Raw genomic sequence first — 18,291 nt, forward strand, 5'->3', positions numbered from 1 at the left:
GTGGTTTGAAACCTCCGCCTGTACAGCGGTTTCGATGGACCTTCCATCATCTTCTGTATAGCATAGCTACACTTTATGCAACAAATATTGTTGCATAGGTGCGCCTTCTTGGCGCACAATCATCAGCGTATCTTGTATAAGATATTCTCTTAAAAGTTTCATCAAACGCTAGTTTTGATGGTAACTCATGCATTTTACTTTTAAACTCTTTAATCTCTTGCAGTAGTACATTTCGTTCACCATCGCTCATATCAAGATTCTTCAACTTTTGTTTCCTTTTAGAAGCTTTGCTTGCATATCTATGATATTCCGGGTTCGTTTTTCGCTTTTCACCTTTATTAAACTTTCTTCGGTATTCTTCCATATATGTGTCCAATTCATGAAGATAAATATTGGAAAGAAGAGGTGAGATAATACCTCCTTGTGGAGTCCCACTATATGTTTTATGGTATTTCCACTCTTCCAAATATCCTGATCTTAAAAATTTCCAAACTAAACGTATAAATCGCTCATCTTGAATTCTTTTGCGCAAAAGATTAATCATTATTTGATGATTAATGTTGTCAAAGAAAGAGCAGATATCTCCCTCAATAAACCATTTAGTACCAATAAAGTTTGTTTGTATTTGTGATAGAGCTGTATGACAACTCTTGTTTGGTCTAAACCCATGTGAATATTTAGAAAACTGACTTTCATAAATTGCTTCTAAAATCATTCGGATAACTTCTTGAACTAATTTATCTTTGAAACTTGGTATTCCCAATGGTCTTTTCTTACCATTCTTTTTCGGAATATATACTCGTCTAACAGGTGTTGGTTGATATTCTTCCATTTTCATTAATTCAATTAAGTGATGGATTTGTTTCACACTAAAACCGTCAATGGTTTCATTATCAACACCTTTTGTTAAATTCCCTGTTTTATGAGCTATTCTTCCATATGCCATAATGTAAAATTGTTCGTTGAATAAATTTCTATATAATCTTTGAAATTGATATTCAACTTTTGTTGATTGTTTGGCTAGATTCTCTAATATCACTTCTGGATTTCTCATTGAGCATCACGCTCCTTCCTAAAATTCATTAAACTTAATAAGTTGATTCCCTTCGCCCTGTACTAGGCTTTCCCTAGCTCCGACTACTACGAAATCTCCGTTACCATATTAGATATTCAGTGCCATCTTTCTTGAGTTTCCCCTTGAAATTTATCACCATTAAAGGCATTGCACATAGCTATTTCTAGCATTCTAACTTAGGCAATCCCCATTTAGTACTTGGTAGACTAACTGCATAAGATAGCGGATGTGACGTTCGTCTGTTTATCTATCTCTATGGAAAGACTTGAATCTGGAAATACCAGTAATATACGTATCTACGATGTGTACATTACCCAAATTCACTTAACGTAAATAGTTATCGTTCCGTTAAGAGGTTCTATATCCTAGTCAGACTGTCATTCAGGCAGTTTAGCTTTCATCCTTATTCTTATTTTTCAACTCGCCATTCAGTCGTAAACTGATAACTGTTTAACTTATGACTTTTTCGACATGCTTCACTCCCTGTCTGGTTTCCCTTTCAGATAAGTCGAATGTTGATAGGGCGTTAAAGGTATTTATACCCTAGTGTATCGTTACTACACATTCTTAAACCAAGCCCTTATGGGCGCACATATATACAGAAGTAAACTTCACTTTGTAAAGAACCAATATACAGTGTATTTCCCATACATTCTTTTTCATCTTTCCTCACTAATTCGCCGCTACGGTAATTTTTAAAACTACGAAACACAGAAATACATTCTTCTTGTCTGCATTTTTCTGTAAGATTGGGAATATTTAAAATTCCTACTCTGTCATTTATGGCAAGATCAAGCCGCTTCATAACACCTCCTTCAGCCAGCGCCTCCATAAAAAATTCATACCAACTACGCTCTTGTGCCAGCAGATAATTTTCAAACTGACGGCAACCACGCCCCTTTAGTTCTAACAACACGCCTTTTTCTTCTTCGCCAGATACCAATACAAAAATATCACCCATGCAATAATGCTCTGAATAAGAGTAAAAACCATAATCCTCATGGAGCATATAAGACAATTTCAGCCTTAAAACATCTTCCACAATGTGCTTAACATCAAGAGTTGGAAAACGAATCCTAACATAGTCAAATAACATTTCCAGCAGTGCATCTGGATTAAAATGTTCCAACGCTTTCATGATGGAATCCTGCATTTCTTGCGTCGGCGTTACTTTTAGCTTTTCAATTTTGTTTAAATATTCTCTGCTTATTCCAGCTTCTACCGCAAGTCTGTTTTGAGAGATAGCATATTCAGATCGCTTTTCCTTTAATTCCTGTACCCATGCGTCTTTATTCAGTTAAAACCCCTCCAATCAAAAAAGGGTATGTGAACAATAATTGATCTAATTCACATACCCTCTAAATTGGCCTCACCCTTTATAAATAAAGGATTTCCGCATTTTTTATTTCCTGTTTCCAGTTGATTTGTGCCCCCCTGTTAGATACGGGGGGCTAATATATGCAGGCGTGGCTTCGCCACACCTGCAAGCAGACAGTAATCACCTGCGGCTTTCGCTTCGCACGCCGCCTGCTCTTCCTGCCTGCTTTCTTGTTATTTAAAATCTTTTAACTAAACCCAATATAAGACACTGTTACTTGTCCATCTTCTACGTTGATATTAAACTCAAATCTTATAGGATATTCTGCCTTTGTTTGTCCATAATCTAAATAAACACTACAAATCATATCAGCAGTAAATTCAGAAAAAACACTTTGCAATAATCTAGTCCCTGATGTTTTACAAAAATCTGCTGCCTGTTCTTCAAAATCCTTAATGTATTCATCATATCCTATAATTTCCTCAACATTTTCAATAGAATACATTTCTTGCATGAAATTAAACACCTCCAACCTTTAATCATTTTTTTCTGTTTTTACAACTAATTTATCTATTTCATTTAAGAAATTATGACCTTTAGGTACAAGTGGAGTATAAAATTCAGATATAACACTTGTGCCTGTGTCTACATATCCCCTTCCTTTAATTTGCTTTAGGAAAAAATTTTTGTCAGTTTCACCAAACATCATTCCATATCCCATTTCAGACATACGCCCCAGTGCTACACGAAAATTAAACTGATCTCTAATTCCATCCCCAAGATATTTAGCATCTGGTCTTTGACAAGCAAGAATTAAAAAATATCCTGACTGTCTTCCAAGCATAACAAGCTGTTTTAATTTATTAAGAACTGCGGTACTTTCCTTGCTTCCTAGCATTTCCATGAAAGCAACATATTCATCAAAGATAAGAAAATTAGCAGGCAAACCCAAATAAGCATAATTTTCACCTGTTTTATATCCTTTCATTTGCTTCATATCCTCGTTACGTTTCATCATTCCATCATAAAAATTATCAATACATGCAATCATATCATCCCTTTTATAATAAACATTAGGCATAACAGCTTCTAAATCTGCAAGGTCTGCATTTTTAGGATCAAGCACATAAAGTATAGATTTAGTACGCAGTAAAGCTTCAATCAATGTTAGAATAAAATAACTCTTTCCTCCACCTGTACCACCTGCAATAAGCATATGTGGAAGCTTATCATATTCCCACCAAATATTTTTCATTAATCTTAATTTTCCATGCTCCGCCTGTACATCTTCTATAGAAATACGATTTGCTATAGTATCATAAAGTAATGTGTATTCTACATAAGAATCCTTTAATTCCTTGTCTGTAAGCTCACAATATAAACCACTTTCAAGCTTCTTTTCAAGGTGTAATAGCTGATCTTGATATTTACCCATAGTAATTTCTACTTGAATATGAATCAAACCATTTTTTAGCTTATAGTACATCTTGGGAAAATGAGTGATTTTTTCTTTTGTTTTGCCAGAAGGCAGGTCTTTGAAAAAACTATTTGATTGCACCTGTTCTGCTTCATACCATTTATTTTCTAGTATCATTCTTGCAAGCTTCTGCCTATGAAATAATTGCTTAATATAATCTATATAGTGATGATAATAAGTAATAGCAGCAACTAAACATACAGCTGCTGCTATTACTATACTTATAATCATATATGGAATATCAAGGTGAACCTCACCTTGATTTAACAATGATATATTCCGCATAATTGTTCTACTATGAAGCAGAAGAATGACTAGAAGAAAAATAGATACTAAATAGGTAGCAGCAAAACGAAATACAAGGTCTTTATCAGCCACATGAATTCTCTTGCCACGATAGATATAATACTTCACAGCTTATATCTTCCTTTCCTAGTCTACTTTGTTATTATTATTTTTGTTTCCCTGTACTTGGTGGTTTTGGCTAACAGGAGAAGATTGTTTCTTTAGAGCAATATCATCTGCCTTAATATACCATTCTACATCAGCACCTTGAAAAGTAGCATTAGCTACTGTATCTGCCACAGGATTTATGATTTCAACTTCTGCATTGTAGTCAAACTCCTTTAAAGGTACACTAGCTGGAATACTAACTTGAATCATTCTACCTTGTTCCCTTGATTTCAAATCGTAAGTGCGTTCTTTGATTTCATCTGATACTGTACCATCTTCATTTTGTAAATGTACCTCACGTCTTAAAGCAGAAAATTTTAAATTTCCAAATGTAGCTTCCTTATCAATAACAATTCCATTTGCTAATCTCATATAAATTTACCTTCCTTTCTTTCCTTATGCTTCTATCATGTCATCTGCATGGAGAATATAATTTGTAAATCCGCGACTTCCAATCTTATAACCTTCTGCAGTAATTCGTGGATTAATGAGTTTTACTCTTTTTTCAACTTCAAAATGTTTCTCTCCTGCTTCAACTGGAAGAATAACAACAATATCATCTGCCCTCTGAATGTCTGAATATAAATTGTAACTGCGTGATAAAATTGTATTACGTCCATTTACTCTTCTCTGTTCAACATTACCTTCACCAGCATATTCTAAATTTCCGAATGTCTTTTCCATGTTTGGGATTACATATTTTAATTCCATATTTTTTACCTCTCTTCTTTTTATAATTAAAATAAACAATTTACTTCTGATTTTTTCTATTCTGCTTTATAAAAAATACCTAACTGACTGTATTTTATCAAGGGCAGGCTCTGTGCTGCGCATCCTTGACAAAATCCATTCATTTAGGTAAATATAAATTAGGCAGAATAAGAAGAATTTCAATGGTGGTGAGCGTTCCTCTTTTCCCAATTTCCTGTACTTTTTCATGTAAAATTCTCCCTATATTTTAATAAATAAAAAAAGATATTGCTTTTTAAACAATATCTCCTGATTTCAAGTATATATTCAGTATTTTCTGTGTTATACGCCTAAACGCCGACTAAAAGCATTAATTTTAAATGTTTTTTATTATTTTTTTCTTTTAGTTTTGGAAGAAGCAGGATCTTTCAACACGTTTACTGCTCCCGCAGATATAGCCCATAGATAAATGCTAGCTACCGAAGCATGTGGTGAATAACGACGCTTATATTTAGCAAACAACTTTGGTGTAATTTCTCGGTGATGGTATAGCATACGAAGTCCTCGAACAATTGCTAAATCTCCAAAGCTAAGAATATTTTGACGTTGCATAGAGTGCAGCATCAGCATTTCTGCCGTCCATATTCCTATGCCAGGAAGCTTACATAGTCTGGTACACACCTCTTCATCTGGTAGCATTTTTAATTCCTGTAAATCAAACGTACCATTTGCAATTCGTGTGCTAATTTCTTTAATATAACCAGCTTTTCGCAAAGTTATTCCACAAGTCTGTAACTCTTCTGCCGAAAACGAACTGATGTGAATTGGAGAAACTGGAGAAAAAAATGTTAAGAAACGTTCCCATACAGTATCTGCTGCTTTTGTAGAAATCTGTTGTCCCAAAATAGAATTTATAAGAGCTTCAAATAAATCTGGAATGATTGGTCTGTTCACTTCACCAATTGAATCTATTATGTTTCCTAGCAAGGGATCTTTTGCTTTCAGATGTGCAATTTCTTTTTCTCCATATGAAAAATAAAGTTTCTTATTCATGTGTTTGCTCCAATTCTAATAACCATTTTTTTCTTTCAATTCCACCCGCATATCCAACTAAACTACCATCCTTACCTACAACGCGGTGACATGGAATCAAAAGCATAATTGGATTATGATTATTTGCCATACCTACAGCTCTGCTTGCTTTTGGAGATCCTATTACTTCTGCAACTTGAGAATAGCTCCTTGTTTCGCCATATGGAATTGTTCTGAGAGCGTCCCAAACAGATATTTGAAAATCCGTTCCCTTTGGAGCTAAAGGAATATCGAAAAATTTTCTGCTTCCGCCAATGTATTCTCTTATCTCCAAAATAGTTCTATCGATCAGCTCAGTTCTTTTATATTCTCCTGCATAGTTAGTAGTATTATCACCAAAACGAACAGATATAACTGCATCCTCATTGCAGGCAATCGTAAGCTGCCCCAATTTGGTATCATAAATATAATAATATTCATCTGAGGAAGATAAAATAGGAGTTTGTTGTTTCCTATATACTCCTGGGCTAGTACCTATATGTTTTTGAAAAAAAGTATAAAATGCTGACACGCTATCAAAATCAAGTGAGTAGGCAATTTCAATAATTGGTAAATTGTTTTCCTTAATCTTCGACTTTGCAGCTTCTATTCTCAAGTTATCTGCATATTCGCCCGGTGTGAGATTATACTGCTCCTTGAATAACTGTATCATCCATGATTGAGATATTCCAAGTTTTCTTAATTCTTCGGATAACTTCCTACGTTCTGTATAAAAATCATCAATTGTTTCCTTAATTTTATTTGTTAATTCAAATATTGGCTGATAATCAACCAAGTTAGGACAGCAACGCTTACATGGACGGTATCCAGCTTCTTCGGCTTCCTCTGCAGTTTGATAGAAAAGAATATTTTTCCGTAATGGGGACTTTGAATTACAAGATGGGTGACAATATATACCTGTTGTCTTTACTGCATAAAAAAACTTCCCATCATAGTCTTTATCATTATTAGAAACAACTTCCCACATTTCTTCTTCTGTCATTTCTCTCCACCTCAACTTTCTATTTATGTAGCTTATTATAACAAAATATAATTTAATATTCTTACTATTTTTTCGCTTTCAATTTTTAATTATTTATTATGTTAATCGATTCATTTATTTTTCCTCTGAGTATCAAAATATAACTTTAAGGCTTTATCAATAATATCTTCAATTTCAACTTGTTTAACTTCTGATGAAAAATATTTATTTATAAGCTTCGGCTTTAATTTTACCATTGAAGACTTATTGGACTTTTGCTTTTTATTTATCTCACCTGAAATAATCGAATGAGCTGTTTCTTGATTAAGATTTTTCTTCTCTGAAAATTTTCTTAAGGATTCAGCTTTCTTAATATCAATTTTGAATTTAGTACCTGCTACTATATCATTAACAATATGCTGTTCTTCTTCTGTTAAATATGAAAGTTCTACACATGCTGTAAATGGTATTTCTCCAATATCTAACTTGTCCAATAATCCCTTTATAAGATTACATATCCTTAAATATCTCGATACTGTTCTCCCTGAAAGATTATAATTTTTACCAGTTTCATCTGCACTTGTCAACTTCTCGCCAACTTGTCGAGAAGTTTCTTCATTCTTGATTTCATCGGCTTTTAACATAGCTTCAATCTCTTTTAATATATCACTTCTCTTTCCTTGAGAAGATAATGCTTTATGATGTTCTGATAGTGCAGCTGCTCTTTCTGAATGAAGCATATCTGAAAATGAGCGTTGCATTAAATTTGTCTCTGTTACAATTAGCATTGCTTCTTCATCTTCAAGATTTTCTTTAATTATTACTGGAACTTTTTTAAGACCTGCCGTCTTAGCAGCATTTGCTCTATTATGACCTGATAATATCTCATAAAACTCCCCCTTACTCCGTACTATAATTGGAACAATGACACCAAGTTCTCTAATACTTTCGACCATATTATCAAACCGTTCACCTTCATAAAGCTTAAATGGATGTTTTTCAAAAGGTATTAATTTTGATATTTCAGCTTCTATTTGATTTTTACTTTCAACTTCTACAGAATTTTCACCAAACATGTCTGCTAAACTCATTAATTTTTTCTCACTCATAATAAAGCGACCTCCTTTGAGAAATCTCGATATGCTATAGAAACTTTGTTCTTGGGATCATATTCAATAGTACTTTTACCTTTCATATTAGCTTCACCAACTTTTACTGATGTAGGTATCATACTTTTAAATATATGTATTTGGCTTCCGTATGCCTCCTTAATCATTGATAATACTTCTTTTGAAAGTTTCATTCTTTCTGCATACATAGTAAGAAGTATTCCATCAACCTCAATCTTAGGATTAATTCTCTTCTTTACTCTTATAATGTTTCTTAAAAGAAGTTCTAATCCTTTAGCTGAAAGATATTGAGTCGTAACTGGAATAATAACACTCTCACAAGCTGCAAGCGCATTAATTGTAAGCATTCCAAGAGATGGAGAACAGTCAATAATTACATAATCATAATCTGACTTTATCTCATCAACTATAGACTTTAAAACTAATTCTCTACTCATAACATTAACCAGTGCTATCTCTATTGCCGATAATTCCAAGTTACATGGAATTATATCAATATTTCCTGATTTAAGTATATACTCATCTTTTTCTGGTAGATTTTTTTCTTCAATAGCTAGTGCCATAAGATTATAAATTGTTGTGTTAATATTGTCAGTATTATCATAACCAAAACATACTGTTAAACTGCTCTGCGGATCAAAGTCTATAAGTAAAACTTTCTTTCCCATTTCTGATAGTGCATATCCTAAATTTAAAGCTGTTACAGTTTTTGCTACTCCTCCCTTTTGGTTAACAATTGCTATTACTTTATTATCATTCAATCTAATCATTCCTCTCATTCTTGTTTTGTAAACTTTTAAGTTTCTTTATAAACTCTATTATATCTTACGACACTTCTTTTGTAAACTATATAGTTTCTATAAACATTATAAAGTTGCTATTGTATTTTTTTTAGTGTATATTGTTATATATTAATCAACAAAGGTGTGAACATTTATGGCATTGACTATGGGCGAAAAAATAAGGATTCTATTAAGGCGTAAAAAAATAACCATATCAGATCTAGCTGATATGATTGGTACTTCTCGTCAAAATTTAACTAATAAATTAAACAGAGATAATTTTTCAGAACAGGAACTAATTGAAATTGCTACTGCTCTTGAATGTAAATTTGAAGGATTCTTTATTTTTGATGATGGAGATAAAATATAATATTCTTTATATTTTATAAAACACAAAAAGACTATGAATTTTTCTATTTAATAACTCTTTTCATAGTCTTTTTCTATTTCATAAATATAAAATATTATATCAATCTGCTATGTATAATCCGGTGACAGATACTGTAGAAGTCAATTCCACGATAATCTTCAAAGATTCAATAAATTTAATTAATTCCTTAATCTTATGTCTTAATTCACATTTTAGACTCATAAGAGATATATCTCGTTTCTTTGGATTTACGAATTCATTTATTTCTCTATTAGCTGCAAACTATGTTATATCAATATTTTAATTAACAATCTACGGTATTATATTTTTCCACGATGAAACCAATATTTTCTTTAATATTCAATCTTTTTTCTATATTCAATTTTACAACACTGACTCCAATATGATTTGCTTCATCAATCAATTTATTTATTGCATAATAACTATCTGACTTATAACTACCTCTATCAACGTAATATGCAATTTCAAATTTTCCTTTCTCAACAATAACTATTCCTGTATACTCATAATCATCTTTATGAAACGATTCTTCGCCGCGCCCTCGTTCCAAAACAATTACCTGCATATTTCTTTCTTCCAAATTAGCTTTCATTATATTAATTAAAGATTCCTCATAGGATTTTGGATCATTTTCTGCCACTTCAACAGGCATAATTTTGTCATTCAAATAAACTATATGTTTATTGTGAAACTTGTACTCTTTTTTCATGCCTTCATACATATCACTGATTTGTATTTCGTAGCTTTCTTTTTGTCCAAACTCTTCACTTCGATTCGATAATGCTACTTCTTCTATTTTATCATATTCCTTATATAGAATTAATCCATCAAATATTATTTTACCATCTTCTTCCCTTAAGGCATCTGGAACAATTAACTTAACCCCATCAGTAACTAATCTTATTAGTTCTTTGTATCCTAGCCAAATAAGCATACTATCGCTTTTATTTTCTAAATAAGCTACAAATTGATCTACAACAAATTCCTTCAATCTAATCATTTCTTCTATTGTTCGCTTTATTTTTCTATTCACTACATCGATATACCATTCTTCTAAATACGGAACATTTATCTTATCAATTACCTGTTTTAGTATAACAGCTTTAATTACAATCATCTTCTCTATATAATATGAATTATAATTTAAGTTAATTAATCGATAATTTCCTAGACACTGATAATAATTTGATATACCTCTCAAATAATTTGTTTCTCCAAACATCATCATACTATATCTTAATGATTCCCTTAAGCTCAGCAAAGGTAAATAATAAAATCCAGAAAAATATGTAAAAAATGCATTTTCAATCATATCATTTTTACTATATTTAATAAACATCTCATCATTCACTAAAAAGAAATTAAAAATTCTTTTTTCTACAAACAAACTTTTAAATTTTGAGAACAATTTCTGCAAAATATCAACATCCATTTTATCTAGTTCATCATAAACAAATATAATTTGCTGATCTTTTATCATCTCCAAGATGCTAGCTATCTCTTTTTCCCTATTCTCTTCTAATTTTGTCATTGTAATGGTCTTATTTTTATTATTCTCTTTACCATTGCTAATGTTTATATCGTCACTTTTTTCTGCTTCTCCACCAGTCGAGAATACAAAAATTTTATTTAGAGCTACTCCTATTTTTGAATGTAGTTTAACTTTTTCATTATTTTTTTGATTTACACTACTCTTTTTTGATTCTTCTTCCTTATATTGCTCTTCGATATTATAATAAAGTCCCTTCTTGCATCTTTCTAATTTATCTTCTAACCCATCATATTGTAATGATAGTCTAGTTTTTTCTAATTCATCAATCAAGCTCTCCATGACAATCCGCAGAAATTCATTTACGCATTCTTCCTCATTATAAAATTTAATATGAATTACTATTGTATTCTCTTTTGAAAGTTTTGATGCTATATCAACTAAGCTGCTCTTCCCTGTCCCTATTACACCTCCAACTAAATATGAACCATATTTTTTTTTATCAATATCTTCAATTATCTTATCAATATATTTACTACCAAAAACATATCCAAGTTCTTTTTCTGTTAAAGGTCTACTAAGATTATTAACTCTTGACTCATAAAGCTTTGCCATAATTTCCTCCGTAACTTTAATACAAATATCTACCTTTTTCTATACAATGCACCGGTAATCTTTTTTTGTATAATCATAAAATTCATATTATGATATATAGAAGCAAGCTAAATATTAATAGACATCTCTCTTAACTTTGTTAAAAATTCTTCAACATATGAGTTTGATAAAATATGATATGTTTCATGCCCACTAAAATCAATTGCATGTACCTCTAATCCTTCATATTTCCCATATTCCTCCTTCTTTAACGTTGTTGTAAAGATGAGTTGATTATTAATCTCTTTAAATTTTTCAATAACTCTATCTTCCCTATCTGTAGATAAATCCTCTGCTCTAAATGAATCTATTATTATTGGGTAATCATGCTCCAAAACCTTCTGTAAAGCATACATCTTAGCTAAATGAAATTCAGTGCCTTCACTACCTGAAAATACTTTATCCTTTTTTGTAAATATATCCACATATTTCCTATCTTCTGATTGATCAATTTCTTTATAGAATTCATTCATGTTTTGCAATATTGCATTTAGAATATTATCCCTTTTCTTTTCAATATCCTCAGATATCGCTACTTTAACATCAAGTTTTTCTTCCAGTTGCTTCAGTTGCCTTTCAATATCAATAAGTCTTTGATCTGCATCCTTAGCATAATCCATTTCATGTTTTGCTACTAAAAGCAAATCCAATGTTATATTTTCATCAACTATTAAACATTTGTCAAAAGCTTCTTGTTGTTTATTTATTTCACTTGTAAACCTTTCAATTTCTTCACTATATACAGTAATTCTTTCTTCTATAGCTTTTAATATTTGTCCTCTCATTTCAGTTGTAGAAACATCAAATGAAAACTCTGCATCCGCACTCTCATATGCAATATGATTTGAACCACAATCCATGCATATTACTTCTCCAGATTTCATATTTCTATTTAAAGAGCGCAATTCCTTTAATACAGCTTCATTTTTCTTTTTACGTGCAATAGCCTTATTGCGTTCCTTTTTAAGGGATAGAATAACATCCTTTATGGCGTCAGCTTCATTCAAAATCCCCTCTAAAGCTATTCGATCATTAGTTGCTCCCAATAATTCTGTAACTTTTCCCCTTTTTTTTAATATTTTATTTTCTTTTAGCAGCCATTGTTTCTCTGTTTTTAGTTTACTCATTTCATTTTTTGCACTTTCTACTTCTGACTTAGACGAGACTTCATCACCTACTCCGCAAATAGAAAAAATCATATTATAGTAATCTTCTTTTCTATAATATCCCTTATTTATAATATCATGTGTTTGTTTTTTATCTTGTCCCACAAAAAACATTTGAACAAATAATTCTGGATCAGATATTTTTGTCATTCCATTTTTATGTATGATAGGTATCTTTTCAATTTCATTGTTCCAGAATCTCTTGAATTCCGATATATTATCAAATAACAAAATTTCATTATTTCTTGAAATCAAAATATTCTTTTCTTTTCTACATATTTCAAATTCTTTACCGTCTTGTTCAATAACCAAAACATAGTAATAATTTTCATATTCGAATGTTGTCGGAAATACAGGTATATTCCCAAGGCAATATGCTATTGATTGAATTACTATTGTTTTCCCTTTATTATTATCAGAGCTAAAAATAATGTTAAATCCAGGTGCAAAATCTTTAAATATGTATGCTTCTTTGCTATCTCCTATATATACTTCTTTTATAATCATACCCGTATACCATCCTTTACAACTGAAATAAAGTATTTAACTGTCAATACATCAAAATCCGTACACTTTTTCAATATCGACCTATCTACATTCTGATATATTAAATCTATGTTATCTCTAGCATTTTCTAGTACATTACAATAAATACTTTCAAGCAATCTCCAAAATTCTTCCTGTTCATTAACATTGAATAATGCTCTAGCTAAATTATTCTGACAATCCTCCAATATTTCTTTTCGCCTTTCTTCTGGAAAAGAATTTAATATATCTATGAATGCCATAGGAGGTCTTGAATTAATTACACTTTGGTTGAGAATTCTATTTAATACAAGTAATGTTATCTCATTCGATTTTAAGTGTCTCCCAAAATTCAGAGCCTCATCTGGATTTTGAAGTATCTTTCCCTCAACCACACCAATATTTTTCTTAGAATCTTGCATATCTCTTACTTCATTAAAAATAGCAATCAATACATCCCTCTTTGGCGATACCTTATCGCTCAATTTTATTATCCCTTTAACATATTCATCCTTCTCGCCACTCACCACTACAAATAAAATTTTTTCTAAAAATTTGTTTATACTATCATCTGTAATCAAAGAACTATCAATATATGTTTTTTGACTACATTCTTCTTTTAGTCCTTCTTTCATTTTTATAATAGCATTATCTTTAACATTGGAAATACCAAACTCTACTACTGTATCATCTTTTCGCAGTGTTGTGGACACACCTCCAAGAAAAATGATGTAATATTCAAATTCAAACGAACTTAAATAATTCTTATATAGCGTTACCAATTCTTTTCCAACAGTTTTGGGAGATGGACTTTTGTCACCCTTTGATTGCAAATCCCACATTTTATCCGCCAGCCTACTCATACCTGTCAAATCATTAAAAACATCAACTACAAAATAGTATATTTCCTTACTATCCTGTCTTGCTCCCATTAAATAAAATAAAGCCTTTGTTTCATTTTCTGCACCATATGGTCTTAACTTTTCCGTTGACTGTATTTTATATTGCATATATCTACCTCCAATTCTTATGCTGTATATCATTACAATTACATTTTGAACTAAATTTCTTCTAATTCAGTTCTATTATCCTCAACTTCCAATTATATGCATTACAACTTGTCCTGAATATATCATTAATTCAAATGCACATTATTAGCCTAATGGGTATATGAATAATGAGAAATTCAACATTGATTAATTCTCTAATATTTATTAATCACATTGGTGTTATAAAGTTTCACATTAACCTTATATTCTTTAATATAATCTACGATAATATTCATTAAATTGTTTGTATCACTCATTTAATCACTTATACATAAAACGAATTAGCTCTATTTGCATTATTCCCCTAAGTTTAATATGAAGTTAACCCAAATTCATCATGCTTGATAATTATTTAAGCCATTTAATGATAAGAATTCTGAATCTACTCCTTGCTTTTCATCACCTTTACCATTATGTCTTTTAGTACTTGTTAGCAAAATGCAAGCTTCTTCAGCTCTAGTTACCCCAACATAATGAAGATTGAGATTTTGATCGTATTCAGTATAATTCCATATATTATTTTTATCATATCCCTCTTTTGGTAGGATGTATTTATATAATCCTAAATGAAATACAATCTTAAATTCTAATCCTTTAGATTTATGCAATGTCATAATTTGTAATTCATCATCGCTAGCAGGTGTAAAACTCTCTATAGATTCAGGATCTTTAAGCACTTCCGACAAATTATTTATAGCTGTTTCGTTATCCGCCTTTGGATAAACCAACTCTGCGATATTTTTAAATCTTTCTACTTTTCTCGCTAGTCTTAATGTGGAAAATTTTTCTCGTAGTGCTTCAATTTTTTTATATAATTTAACAAACATAAGGTTATCATCTTCAACATCAAAATAATTTTCACAGAATTCATAAATATTAGCAGACCTGTTCTGTATATAAGAAAGTAAAGATTTAAATATTGTTGCCCATAAGCTTGAATCCTCATCAAGTGCAGTCTTCTTAAAGTATTTATGTTTAATTGTAAAATGGCAAGCTATCAAATCTCCGTATGAGTTTGAAGGTACAAGTATTGCTATATCACTATTTTTATGAAAATTGTATTTTTTCTTAATACTTGGCATTAACTTTTCTATGTATTGTACAATTGCTTTTTCTGAACCGCTAACTCTACGTTTAAAAATTCTCTTTTCTAATGAATCATTCATAGGATAAGAATGGTCTAATAATCTTAACGAATAATCTGATATAGATTTATGACATCTGAAATTTTTATCAAGATAAAAAGGCTTAAAATCTGGATTGGCTACTAAACGTAATAAGTAATCTGAGCTCTTACCACTAAATCCATATATAGATTGATCTTTATCTCCAACTGCAATACCTGTAAGCCCATCATTTACAAGTTTGATGAACATTTCATATTGCATTTTGCCACAATCTTGAAATTCATCAATTACAACATGTGTATATCTTGCTTTAATATACCTGCGGCATGCTAATGAATTTTTATAAATGTATACAGCCAAAGCATCAATTGTTTCAAGTAAAATAAATCCTTTGACATATAAAGTTGCTAAAATTTTGATGTCATTCAACAAAAGATTATCCATATCTTTTCCTTGTAAAACTTTTCTTCCCTTAATTACTTCGTCTGACTCATCTTCTTTTCCACATACTTCAAGTTCTGTTGATGGATTGCCAAATATATGGTTGCCAAATGGATATATTATTTCTACTAAATAAAACAAAGACATTGTACCAAAGAAAGAACTTTTTGCATTAACACCTAAGTTTAATATTCTATGTTTTAATTCAGCACTTGCTTTATTTGTATAAGAAATTGCAATAACACCTTGGTATTCTAAACTATTCTTAAGGATACCTTTTATCTTTTCAGATATAGTGTAAGTTTTACCGCTTCCAGGCTTGGCCATAACAACAATATTATTAGAATAGTTAATTACATCTCTTTGTTGTGATGTAGGTTCTTTATTATTACTCATATTTAACACCGACCAACTCAACACACTTTAGTAATGGCTTAGTAATTTGATTTTCTTTTAATTTGGAAAGAGCTTCATGCTTTTCTTTAAGAAACGCATACATATTCAAAGCTTTCTTTTCTTGCATCTTCTTAATTGTTGAAGATTCAGTTCGTGTACTATAGAATTTTTTCAAGTCATTTTTTATTTCAGAATTATACATATCAGTCTCAAGATCAGCATTTCCTAAATATATCCCTTGTTTTTCCAGATGAATTCTCAACTCATCAACTATTTTTCCTACTGATTTCGTTATATGATTAACCCCCATACTTTTTAACTGGTTTTCTTTTAATAAAATTGTTTCAATTTCTGCTATTGATTCTTTATTTTCCCTATATACATCAATACAACGTTGGGCACCTGCACATCTATATTTCTTTCCATTGGAATTTTTGAAAACATCATTATCTGTTCTCATTACATAATCAATCCCTAACTCTGATAATACACTTATATATACATTGAAACCAACACCATCAACTTTTAGAATACTAATATTTAATTTATCTAAATCTATATCTAACGCTTTAGCAAGTGCCTTATAAAATAGTTCTTCCGATGGTCCTTCAACTAAAAAAACACATTTACTGAAAAAAGCTTCTGCTGGAATTATATTAAGTCTATAAGCAAAGTCATCAAATACAACTTTAATTTTTTCACAACATCCATTATTAGCGGCCTGTGTAAAATTATCCAAATCATAAAGTCTAACAATAGAATCTGGTGAAAACTCTGCTGCAATTTGTGGAGAATGAGAAGTAATAATCACTTGCCCAAAAAGTGTATTAACAATATAGTCTGCTAACTTTCGCTGTTGATGTGGGTGGAGATGTGCCTCTGGTTCCTCTATACAATAAATAGTAACACAACTAACAATCCCATTACTCACTTGACTATTTCTAGTCCATAGTGATATGAATATCTGGTTGTTCCTGCCATATCCGCCTACTGCTAACTTTTGATCATTTACAGTTGACACCAACTCTAAATTTTTTAGAATATCTTCACTCGAATTTGTTATAACATTAAATCCAATATCTAACCCATCATTATGAGTAGACATCTTTTTTAATTCAGTATTTATACATTCAGTGGAACGAGCAATATAACTTAAAGATTCTATCTTTTCATTTGTAACTGAAATTTCTGATTTAATCTGTTCTAATGTAGCATTATCATTTTTAACATCTTCTTCAGCCCTTGCTATCATAGCTTCTTGCAAAAGATTCTTTCTTTCTTTACGAATAAAAGCCGTCAAATTCCTACTACTCCCAACAAACTCCATATTCAAAACTTTTATGTAATATCTATTATCAATCTCTTTAAAACTCTCCCTGTCTTTGCCTACCCATAAATGAGTTTTTACTTCTCCTGATTCATACCAATCAGCTGTAAGTCTTAACAATAAAGTGCTATCATCGTTAACATGTTCTTTAAACTTTGACTGAATGCAATCTTCTATAATATTTGAAAACTTAATACAAATCTCTATTTCTTTTGCATTGTTATATACATTAAAGTCAGAACTATCTAATTCAAGTTCTGCATCTGACAATGACTTGTCCAATAGCAACCTCAATCCATACAGTAAGTTAGATTTACCAATGTCATTCTGTCCAATAATAAGTGTTTTGATATTGAAATTAATAGTTTCTTCTTGATAATTTCTAAATCCTTTAATATAAACTTCTGATATTTGCATCAGCTCATCTCCTTTTTCTACAATCCTAAAACAAGTTTCCAATTGTTCGCCTAATGTGTTATATGAATAATGAAGAGTTGTATTTTATTGATAATAGAATTATCAATAAGATATTAAATGTGGTCTTTTGTATGAATATTAAACTATTATTTATAAATTATGAATTACTATAATAATTTCTAGAAGAAATAGAAGACCTTATACTGTAGATTGTCAAGTACTTTTGACCCACTTTTGCAACTAAAATTGACCCACTAACAGTTTAATTTATTATGCTAACATCATAGCCGCTTTCGCGTAAGCGGATTATATTAATTTCTATAGTTTTAGC

At 30.8% G+C, this 18,291-nt stretch carries 15 protein-coding genes and 1 pseudogene; 1 reads left to right on the top strand and 15 read right to left on the bottom strand.

The window, feature by feature from the left end:
• Nucleotides 1–73: 73 nt before the first annotated feature.
• From CLPUN_RS25875 to CLPUN_RS25925, 10 genes and pseudogenes are all read right to left on the bottom strand, one after another.
• Nucleotides 74–1,054, bottom strand: coding sequence for a reverse transcriptase/maturase family protein (locus tag CLPUN_RS25875; protein WP_077850071.1), 981 nt, complete (start codon nucleotides 1,052–1,054; stop codon nucleotides 74–76).
• A gap of 613 nt (nucleotides 1,055–1,667) precedes the next feature.
• Nucleotides 1,668–2,372, bottom strand: a pseudogene (locus tag CLPUN_RS25880) (replication initiation factor domain-containing protein); the annotation flags it as partial.
• A 268-nt stretch (nucleotides 2,373–2,640) separates the two neighbouring features.
• Nucleotides 2,641–2,907 (bottom strand): hypothetical protein, encoded by a 267-nt coding sequence (locus tag CLPUN_RS25885; protein WP_077850072.1) that lies wholly within the window; start codon nucleotides 2,905–2,907, stop codon nucleotides 2,641–2,643.
• A 21-nt stretch (nucleotides 2,908–2,928) separates the two neighbouring features.
• Nucleotides 2,929–4,284 carry an FtsK/SpoIIIE domain-containing protein gene (locus CLPUN_RS25890; RefSeq protein WP_077850073.1) on the bottom strand — a complete coding sequence of 452 codons (1,356 nt, stop codon included), beginning with the start codon at nucleotides 4,282–4,284 and terminating at the stop codon, nucleotides 2,929–2,931.
• An 18-nt stretch (nucleotides 4,285–4,302) separates the two neighbouring features.
• The gene (locus tag CLPUN_RS25895) at nucleotides 4,303–4,695 is read right to left on the bottom strand and encodes a YdcP family protein (RefSeq protein ID WP_077850074.1); all 393 of its coding nucleotides are present in this window, start codon (nucleotides 4,693–4,695) and stop codon (nucleotides 4,303–4,305) included.
• 24 nt (nucleotides 4,696–4,719) lie between these two features.
• Nucleotides 4,720–5,034 (bottom strand): YdcP family protein, encoded by a 315-nt coding sequence (locus CLPUN_RS25900; protein ID WP_077850075.1) that lies wholly within the window; start codon nucleotides 5,032–5,034, stop codon nucleotides 4,720–4,722.
• A gap of 369 nt (nucleotides 5,035–5,403) precedes the next feature.
• Nucleotides 5,404–6,066 carry a DNA-3-methyladenine glycosylase family protein gene (locus CLPUN_RS25910; RefSeq protein WP_077850076.1) on the bottom strand — a complete coding sequence of 221 codons (663 nt, stop codon included), beginning with the start codon at nucleotides 6,064–6,066 and terminating at the stop codon, nucleotides 5,404–5,406.
• Nucleotides 6,059–7,087 (bottom strand): bifunctional transcriptional activator/DNA repair enzyme AdaA, encoded by a 1,029-nt coding sequence (locus tag CLPUN_RS29030; protein ID WP_077850077.1) that lies wholly within the window; start codon nucleotides 7,085–7,087, stop codon nucleotides 6,059–6,061. The genes CLPUN_RS25910 and CLPUN_RS29030 overlap by 8 nt, the downstream gene beginning before the upstream one ends.
• Before the next feature lie 110 nt (nucleotides 7,088–7,197).
• On the bottom strand, nucleotides 7,198–8,175 hold the full coding sequence (locus CLPUN_RS25920; protein WP_077850078.1) for a ParB N-terminal domain-containing protein: 978 nt from the start codon (nucleotides 8,173–8,175) through the stop codon (nucleotides 7,198–7,200).
• Nucleotides 8,172–8,957 (bottom strand): ParA family protein, encoded by a 786-nt coding sequence (locus CLPUN_RS25925; RefSeq protein WP_198944413.1) that lies wholly within the window; start codon nucleotides 8,955–8,957, stop codon nucleotides 8,172–8,174. Before CLPUN_RS25925 ends, CLPUN_RS25920 begins: the two co-directional genes overlap by 4 nt.
• A gap of 175 nt (nucleotides 8,958–9,132) precedes the next feature.
• On the opposite strand from CLPUN_RS25925, the gene CLPUN_RS25930 reads away from it, so the two are divergent.
• Nucleotides 9,133–9,348 (top strand): helix-turn-helix transcriptional regulator, encoded by a 216-nt coding sequence (locus CLPUN_RS25930; protein ID WP_077850080.1) that lies wholly within the window; start codon nucleotides 9,133–9,135, stop codon nucleotides 9,346–9,348.
• Nucleotides 9,349–9,652: 304 nt separating this feature from the next.
• Here the strand turns inward: CLPUN_RS25930 and CLPUN_RS25935 are convergent, their stop codons facing one another.
• The 5 genes from CLPUN_RS25935 to CLPUN_RS25955 all read right to left on the bottom strand — a co-directional run bounded on the left by CLPUN_RS25935 (nucleotide 9,653) and on the right by CLPUN_RS25955 (nucleotide 17,960).
• Nucleotides 9,653–11,473 carry a hypothetical protein gene (locus tag CLPUN_RS25935; protein ID WP_077850081.1) on the bottom strand — a complete coding sequence of 607 codons (1,821 nt, stop codon included), beginning with the start codon at nucleotides 11,471–11,473 and terminating at the stop codon, nucleotides 9,653–9,655.
• 107 nt (nucleotides 11,474–11,580) lie between these two features.
• Nucleotides 11,581–13,185 (bottom strand): hypothetical protein, encoded by a 1,605-nt coding sequence (locus CLPUN_RS25940; RefSeq protein WP_077850082.1) that lies wholly within the window; start codon nucleotides 13,183–13,185, stop codon nucleotides 11,581–11,583.
• Nucleotides 13,182–14,213 (bottom strand): hypothetical protein, encoded by a 1,032-nt coding sequence (locus CLPUN_RS25945; protein ID WP_077850083.1) that lies wholly within the window; start codon nucleotides 14,211–14,213, stop codon nucleotides 13,182–13,184. The genes CLPUN_RS25940 and CLPUN_RS25945 overlap by 4 nt, the downstream gene beginning before the upstream one ends.
• A gap of 374 nt (nucleotides 14,214–14,587) precedes the next feature.
• A complete protein-coding gene (locus CLPUN_RS25950; protein ID WP_143329134.1) occupies nucleotides 14,588–16,216 on the bottom strand; it encodes a UvrD-helicase domain-containing protein in 1,629 nt (542 codons plus the stop codon).
• Nucleotides 16,209–17,960 (bottom strand): ATP-dependent nuclease, encoded by a 1,752-nt coding sequence (locus CLPUN_RS25955; protein WP_158078844.1) that lies wholly within the window; start codon nucleotides 17,958–17,960, stop codon nucleotides 16,209–16,211. Before CLPUN_RS25955 ends, CLPUN_RS25950 begins: the two co-directional genes overlap by 8 nt.
• Nucleotides 17,961–18,291 lie beyond the last annotated feature (331 nt).

Source organism: Clostridium puniceum (assembly GCF_002006345.1).
Lineage (GTDB): Bacteria > Bacillota > Clostridia > Clostridiales > Clostridiaceae > Clostridium > Clostridium puniceum.